The sequence below is a fragment of the Sulfuricurvum sp. genome, assembly GCF_019163035.1.
Lineage (GTDB): Bacteria > Campylobacterota > Campylobacteria > Campylobacterales > Sulfurimonadaceae > Sulfuricurvum.
This window is the reverse complement of record NZ_JAFLKV010000055.1, coordinates 1-7158: the sequence shown is the minus strand read 5'-3', so window position 1 is coordinate 7158 and position 7158 is coordinate 1. Positions and strand designations below refer to the sequence as shown.

The following is a 7158-nucleotide window of genomic DNA, read 5'->3' as shown; positions in this document are numbered from 1 at the left end:
GATCAACTATACCCTTCGAGGAGCGGGAAGTAAGAAGACAGTGCGGGAGGTTTTTATTACGAACTATTAGGAGGCGATGCTTCCTAATAACTTTTTGGATTTGAATTTGAAATGCAAGTTATTGAATGGAATTGATGAATATCGCAGTTATTTATATTTGAATTTGAAATGATAGCGCCTTGCCCCCATGAGAGGTTAAAACTGTACGTTACTATCATTTTAAATTCAAATTACTATCATTTTAAAATCGGTTGTACAATTCAATCTAAATACAAATGCAGATAAGTCAATATATCTATTGACAGTAAACTGATACCCGTTTTTGATACCCATATTGATTTATATAGAATTGTAGTATTAGATTTTTTAATTTTAAAAGTCTGCTTAGAGGCTATTTATAGGGATTTTAAGGGGGTGGTACCAGTGGCCGGACTCGAACCGGCACATATCGCTATACCGGATTTTGAATCCGGCGTGTCTACCATTTCACCACACTGGCATGTGTTTGAAGAGGTGAAATTATAGGGGGGGTTTGCTTAAATAGACGTAAAAGCTGTTTTTCTAATCCGTTTTCCTTTTTTGCCGATATTAGAGTATGGAACTTTTATTGCTTTATATGCAGTAAGCTTGTACTAAAGGATTTGTCATGAGGATTACATCAGGATCTTATTACAACAATATATACGGTGAAAATAATAAATTAAATACACAATTATTTGATGTAAACAAACAAATTGCTTCCGGTTTAAAAATTCAGTATGCTCATGAAGATCCAAGTATATTTATTGATACGCTTCGTTTAGATAATGAGATTACAACCCTTTCACAAGTAAAAAACAGCGCACAAAATGGATATAAGATGTCTACTCAAACCGATACAACTATCGGTGATATTGTTAAAACAATCGAATCTATGAAAGTTAAAATGATTAATGCGGCTAACGGAGTCCATTCAGATGCCAGTATGCAAGCTATTGCAAAAGAGTTGCGTGGTCTTCAAAACCATCTTGTGACTTTAGCAAATTCTTCGGTTGGTGGTCAATACCTATTTTCAGGTACAGCAACATCTGTAAAACCGGTTGCGGCAGATGGCTCTTATCAAGGAAATGATCAAAAACTTGAAGCTTTTTTAGGTTCGGGAGTCAAACAAAAATACAATATTACAGGATCAAGTCTTTTCTTTGGAGATGAGAGTAAAACCAATCGTGCAGCAAGTACCAATTTAGCTCAATTAAGTCAGACAGATTTGTATCCTGATATCTTAAAAAATGTTGGATCATCGCGTAGTGATGCAAAAGAGACCTACATTAGCGGCTCAAGCACAATACGAGATTTAATGGGAGATACCGACGCTGATTCGAACAATGATGTTGCTCGAAATTCTTATTTTTATCTGCAAGGAACCCGTACAGACGGAACCTCATTCAAATCAAAGATAACGATGGCGATGGGCGATACAATGGATGATTTGATGCACAAAGTTGCATTGCTTTACGATCCAAATCAGCTTACTCCGACTGCAAATCAAATTAACATAGGACTCAATTCTCACGGACAAATTGAAATTAGTGATAAAATTGCCGGTTCTAGCAAGCTCGATTTCCATATGGTAGGTGCGGTTGACTTTAATGCTGCGGCAGGTGATGCAGCAGATATATCCGATCCAATCCTTTACGCAGCTACTCTGGGAGAAATCGATAATCTTCAAGGGGGAAGTACAGACTTCTTAACTTCCGCGATTACGACACCAGGTTTATATGTGAAAGAATTCACAAAAAGTAATCTTACAACACCGACGGGGACACTTAACACTATCGAAGGGGTCAATTATGACCGAACGAACTTCACTCAAAACGGTGCCAAACTTCTTTCCAATATGTCTCAGATTGTCAAAGGGGACAATAGTTCAGCGACTGCTAGTACAAAATTGATTGATGTTACGGGTAATAGCACTTTGGTGGGTACGACACTTAATCTTCAAGGGAAAAATACGGATGGTTTCCCCTTTGACATTCAAATTAATTTAGCCGCAGCAGCATCGGTCAGCGGAACAGTAAATGGTGTGGCAATCACACCGTTTAATATTTATAATGCAGACGCTACACGCACCGTTTCTGGAGCAGACCAAGTCACGTATCAACAACTTCTTGATGTAGTCAACATGACCATGAGCGGTTCACTCCCCACTGCTAATACTGCTGCTCAATACGATGCTGCTATCACCGCTTCAAATGCTTTATCATCGACAAAACTCGATCAAGTGGGTCGAATGGTCTTTGAAGACAAAGTTCATCCAACTACTCAAGGTTCTATTTCGCTCTATGACTCCAGTTCACTAGATTACTCAACGATAGCAGGTTCTGCATTGACGTTCAATGCAAACAGTAGTATCACCCTTCGTGATCCTAAAACAGACTTTTTTTCGCAAATTGAGGCAATGATTAAATCGGTTGAAGACAAAAAGACGCAGCCTGATGGTTCAAATAAGAGTGATCCACGAAACCTGGGTATTCAAAATTCTATTCAGATGATAGATGACCTCTCGGAACATGTCAGCAGACTTCAAACCGAATCAGGATCGTACTCACAAGTTTTGCAAGCATCCTCAGATCGAAGCGATCTTCTTATTGTCAGTACTAAAAAACTTCAATCTGAAACTGTTGATACCGATGTTGCCGAAGCAACACTGCGCATGCAGCAACTGTCCCTTAACTATCAAGCTCTTTTATCAAATATCTCCAAAGTCTCGAAACTTTCTCTCGTGAATTATATGTAGCATTTTGCAATAAAATGGGCTTTTAGCCCCTTTTTTGCTATAATTAACCTACTTTTCATACCTGTTTTAAGGATCTACTATTTTACGCGATATACTTTTTATTGCCGGCTTCGGTATTTTATTTTATCTTGGACTTGCTACTATCATCGGTGATGCATTAATAATCGGTGAATACGGAGCCTCCTTTGCTGCATTCAACGTTCATATTTTTGGTTACGTAGCCTATACCTATCTTTTACTCTTAATGGTCCCCCTCCTCTATTGGTATAAATATACCGGAGAACTTCACCGCCGTTTTGAGATGAGTATCGTTTTTGCCTTGCTCTTTGTCTCTCTCCTATTTTTTCAGGCACTGGTGGTGAAAGGGGAGTATAGAGGTTCATTAATCGGCAGTGTTGTTGATTTTTTAGGAATCTATATCGGAGGGTTCGGGCTATGGATACTGTGGCTAATGATGGCAACGGTTTCGATTATTTTAGTTATGGAACAAAGCTTGTCCGAACTCGCTCAGCCAATCAAAGAGTATATGGATAAACCTCTAACCTCCGCTAAAGCGACCCCAACAACAAAAGCTGACGTTCATCAAGAGCCACTCCAGCAAAATGAGAGTGTAACGGAAATGTATATTCCTGAAGTTGAAGAGGAAGTCTACCCAACGACACATCAGACCTTTACCCCGATCACTGAAAGTATCCCCGTCGTATCCGTTGTCGAGCCAACAAAAGACATTTTCTCAGAACATGATACCAGTAAAAATAGTGAACCGACGATTGAACACCCCATCAAAGAATCTACTATTCTCAGTATGGCAAAAAAAGTAAAAGATTCAAAACAACATGCCCTTGTGGTCGATGAACTCGAAGAGAATAAAATGCTTTTAGATCAGATCGATAAAGGGGTCAGTGAAAAACCCAAAAACTTCAAACTCCCCTTGGTTGAGTTTTTTCAAATGCCTCCCAAAAAACAAACCTTAGTGGATGAAGCAGAACTCGATGACAAAATCCGTGATTTGATCGAAAAACTCAAACACTTCAATATCGAAGGGGACGTAGTGCGCACCTACGCGGGACCCGTCGTATCGACTTTTGAGTTTAAACCCGCCGCAAATATCAAAGTCTCTAAAATCTTAGGGCTTCAAGATGACCTAGCGATGGCGCTCAAAGCCCAAACCATCCGTATTCAGGCTCCAATACCGGGAAAAGACGTGGTAGGGATTGAAATACCCAACAAAGCGGTAGAGACGATCTATCTGCGTGAAATGCTAGAGAGTAAACTCTTCCAAGAGGCGGCATCCCCTCTCACCCTTATTTTAGGTAAAGACATCGTCGGGAAACCGTTTATTACCGATCTCAAAAAGCTCCCGCATCTCCTGATCGCAGGGACAACGGGGAGCGGTAAAAGTGTTGGTATCAACTCGATGATTTTGAGTTTGCTTTATAAAAACTCACCCGATCAGCTTAAACTATTAATGATTGACCCTAAAATGTTGGAGTTCTCTATCTATAATGATATTCCCCACCTCCTCACTCCGGTTATCACAAAACCCAAAGAGGCGATTTCAGCGCTTAACAACATGGTTTATGAGATGGAACGCCGTTATCAGTTGATGTCTGAAACCCGTACTAAAAACATCGAAAATTACAATGAAAAAGCTAAAACAGAAAAACTAACCCCACTCCCCTATATCGTTGTCATCATTGACGAATTAGCCGATCTGATGATGACAAGTGGCAAAGATGTCGAATACTCCATCGCGCGTCTAGCTCAAATGGCACGTGCGAGCGGTATCCACTTAATCGTCGCAACCCAACGCCCAAGTGTCGATGTCGTGACGGGTCTTATCAAAGCCAACCTACCGTCACGTATCAGCTACAAAGTGGGACAAAAGATCGACAGTAAAATTATTCTGGACGGTATGGGAGCCGAATCCCTCCTAGGTCGCGGGGATATGCTCTTTACCCCTCCGGGGATGAGCGGTCTTGTACGCCTCCATGCACCATGGAGTACCGAAGTAGAGATTGAAAAAGTAGTCGATTTTCTCAAAGCTCAACGTGAACCGGAATACGACCGTAAATTTTTACGAGACAAAGAAGAGATGGTTACCTCCAATGGAAACAATGGAAATGACGAAGAGACTGATGAGCTTTATGAAGAGGCTAAAAACATTATTCTCAGTGAGCAAAAAACATCAATCAGCTATCTGCAACGTCGACTCCAAATCGGCTATAACCGCTCAGCCCGTCTTATAGAGCAACTCGAAAACAACGGTATACTCTCGACCCCTAACTCCAAAGGGAATCGCGACATTATCATCAACGACCCTTTTTAGTTCTCCCAAAGGAGAATTCCCCGTTTCAACCAAACTGTAACTTTTTCTCCCATCCCCTAATTTTATTTCTTTCCTAGTTATTTTACTTCAAACCATATACGTTACTTAATTACACACTATTTATGCTAAAAGTAAAAAAATTGGGTAAAATAGTAACATAGCAATAAATCTGATTTTTTCTTCTGATATAATCATTCAAAATTAACATGCACAGGAGTCACTATGGCTTTTATGGACGAATACAAAGCACACGTAGCGGAACGCGCAGCACAGGGAATCCCACCATTCCCACTTACAAAAGAACAAGTTACCGAGTTGGTAGCTCTTATTAGCGCGACAAGTTCTAAAGACGGTGAATTGGTAGAGATGTTAGCAGAACGGGTCAATCCGGGTGTTGACGATGGCGCATACGTAAAAGCGGCATTTTTGCACCAAGTCGTCCAAGGGGAAGTAAAAGCATTCTTGGCAGACAATAGTGACATTAATAGTGACGATCACAAAAAAGCGGCAATCAAAATCCTCGGAAAAATGGTCGGCGGGTACAATGTTAAACCTCTTATCGATGCACTCAGCAACGACGCTATTGCCAACGAAGCGGCACATGAGCTCAAACATACCCTTTTGATATACGATGCATTTAACGATATCGTTGATCTTTCAAAAACCAACAACTATGCAATGGATGTTCTCCAATCATGGGCAGATGCAGAGTGGTTTACGAGTAAAAAAACATTGGCTGAAAAATTCAGCGTTGTTGTGTTCAAATTCCCGGGTGAAACCAACACCGATGATCTTTCCCCTGCAAGCGCGGCATTTACCCGCTCTGATATCCCTCTTCACGCAACAACGATGCTGAGTGCTAAAATGCCGGAAGGTATCGCTAAAATCGCTGAGTTGAAAGAAAAAGGGATGCAAATCGCTTACGTCGGCGACGTTGTCGGAACAGGTTCTAGCCGTAAATCGGCGGCAAACTCCGTTCAATGGCATATGGGTGATGATATTCCGGGTATCCCGAACAAACGTACAGGCGGGGTTGTTATCGGTAGCATCATCGCTCCGATCTTCTTCGCAACGTGTGAAGATTCCGGCGCGCTCCCTATCGAAGCCGATGTATCTGCTATGGAGACAGGAGATGTACTCGATATCGATACTAAAGCGGGAACCATCACAAAAGGCGGTTCACTCATCGCTAAATTCTCGCTTCGCCCGAACACAATCGAAGACGAAGTACGTGCAGGTGGACGTATCCCTCTTATCATCGGTCGCGGTTTGACGGCTAAAGCACGCACGGCTCTTGGACTCACTCCGGCAACCATTTTCGCAACCCCTATCCAACCAGCCGATACCGGCAAAGGGTACACACTTGCGCAAAAAATGGTCGGTAAGGCATGTGGTATGGAGGGTGTTCGCCCAGGTATGTACTGTGAGCCGATCACAAGCACCGTAGGGAGCCAAGACACCACAGGACCAATGACACGTGATGAGATCAAAGAACTCTCCGCTCTCGGTTTCTCGGCTGATTTCGTTCTTCAGTCATTTTGTCATACAGCGGCATACCCAAAACCATCCGACGTGAAATTGCACGCAACGTTGCCGGCATTCATCAGCTCACGCAGCGGTGTCGCGCTTCGTCCTGCGGATGGTGTTATCCACTCATGGTTGAACCGTATGGTTCTCCCAGATACCGTCGGAACGGGTGGTGATAGCCATACCCGTTTCCCAATCGGTGTGAGTTTCCCTGCGGGTTCAGGCCTCGTAGCGTTCGCAGGTGTTACAGGTTCTATGCCTCTTGAAATGCCGGAATCAGTATTGGTTCGATTTAAAGGTGAAATGCAACCGGGTATCACATTGCGTGACTTGGTTAATGCGATCCCTTATTACGCAATCAAAGCGGGACTTTTGACCGTTGAGAAGAAGGGTAAGAAAAATATCTTCAACGGACGTGTTTTAGAGATCGAAGGTCTTCCGAATATGAAAGTGGAGCAAGCATTCGAGCTCTCCGATGCATCGGCTGAGCGTTCAGCGGCGGCATGTACCGTTCGCCTTAACAAAG

3 protein-coding genes and 1 tRNA gene are annotated in these 7158 nt (G+C 42.4%); 3 read left to right on the top strand and 1 reads right to left on the bottom strand.

Going from position 1 to position 7158, the window contains the following annotated elements:
* Nucleotides 1-415 precede the first annotated feature (415 nt).
* Nucleotides 416-499 (bottom strand) — tRNA-Leu (locus JZU62_RS05005).
* 147 nt (nucleotides 500-646) lie between these two features.
* Here JZU62_RS05005 and JZU62_RS05000 point away from each other — a divergent pair.
* The 3 genes from JZU62_RS05000 to JZU62_RS04990 all read left to right on the top strand — a co-directional run.
* Nucleotides 647-2776 (top strand): flagellar biosynthesis protein FlgL, encoded by a 2130-nt coding sequence (locus JZU62_RS05000; RefSeq protein WP_295012515.1) that lies wholly within the window; start codon nucleotides 647-649, stop codon nucleotides 2774-2776.
* A 79-nt stretch (nucleotides 2777-2855) separates the two neighbouring features.
* A complete protein-coding gene (locus JZU62_RS04995; protein WP_295012517.1) occupies nucleotides 2856-5105 on the top strand; it encodes a DNA translocase FtsK 4TM domain-containing protein in 2250 nt (749 codons plus the stop codon).
* A gap of 222 nt (nucleotides 5106-5327) precedes the next feature.
* Nucleotides 5328-7158: bifunctional aconitate hydratase 2/2-methylisocitrate dehydratase (locus tag JZU62_RS04990; protein ID WP_295012513.1), on the top strand; the 1831-nt coding region annotated here is incomplete at its 3' end.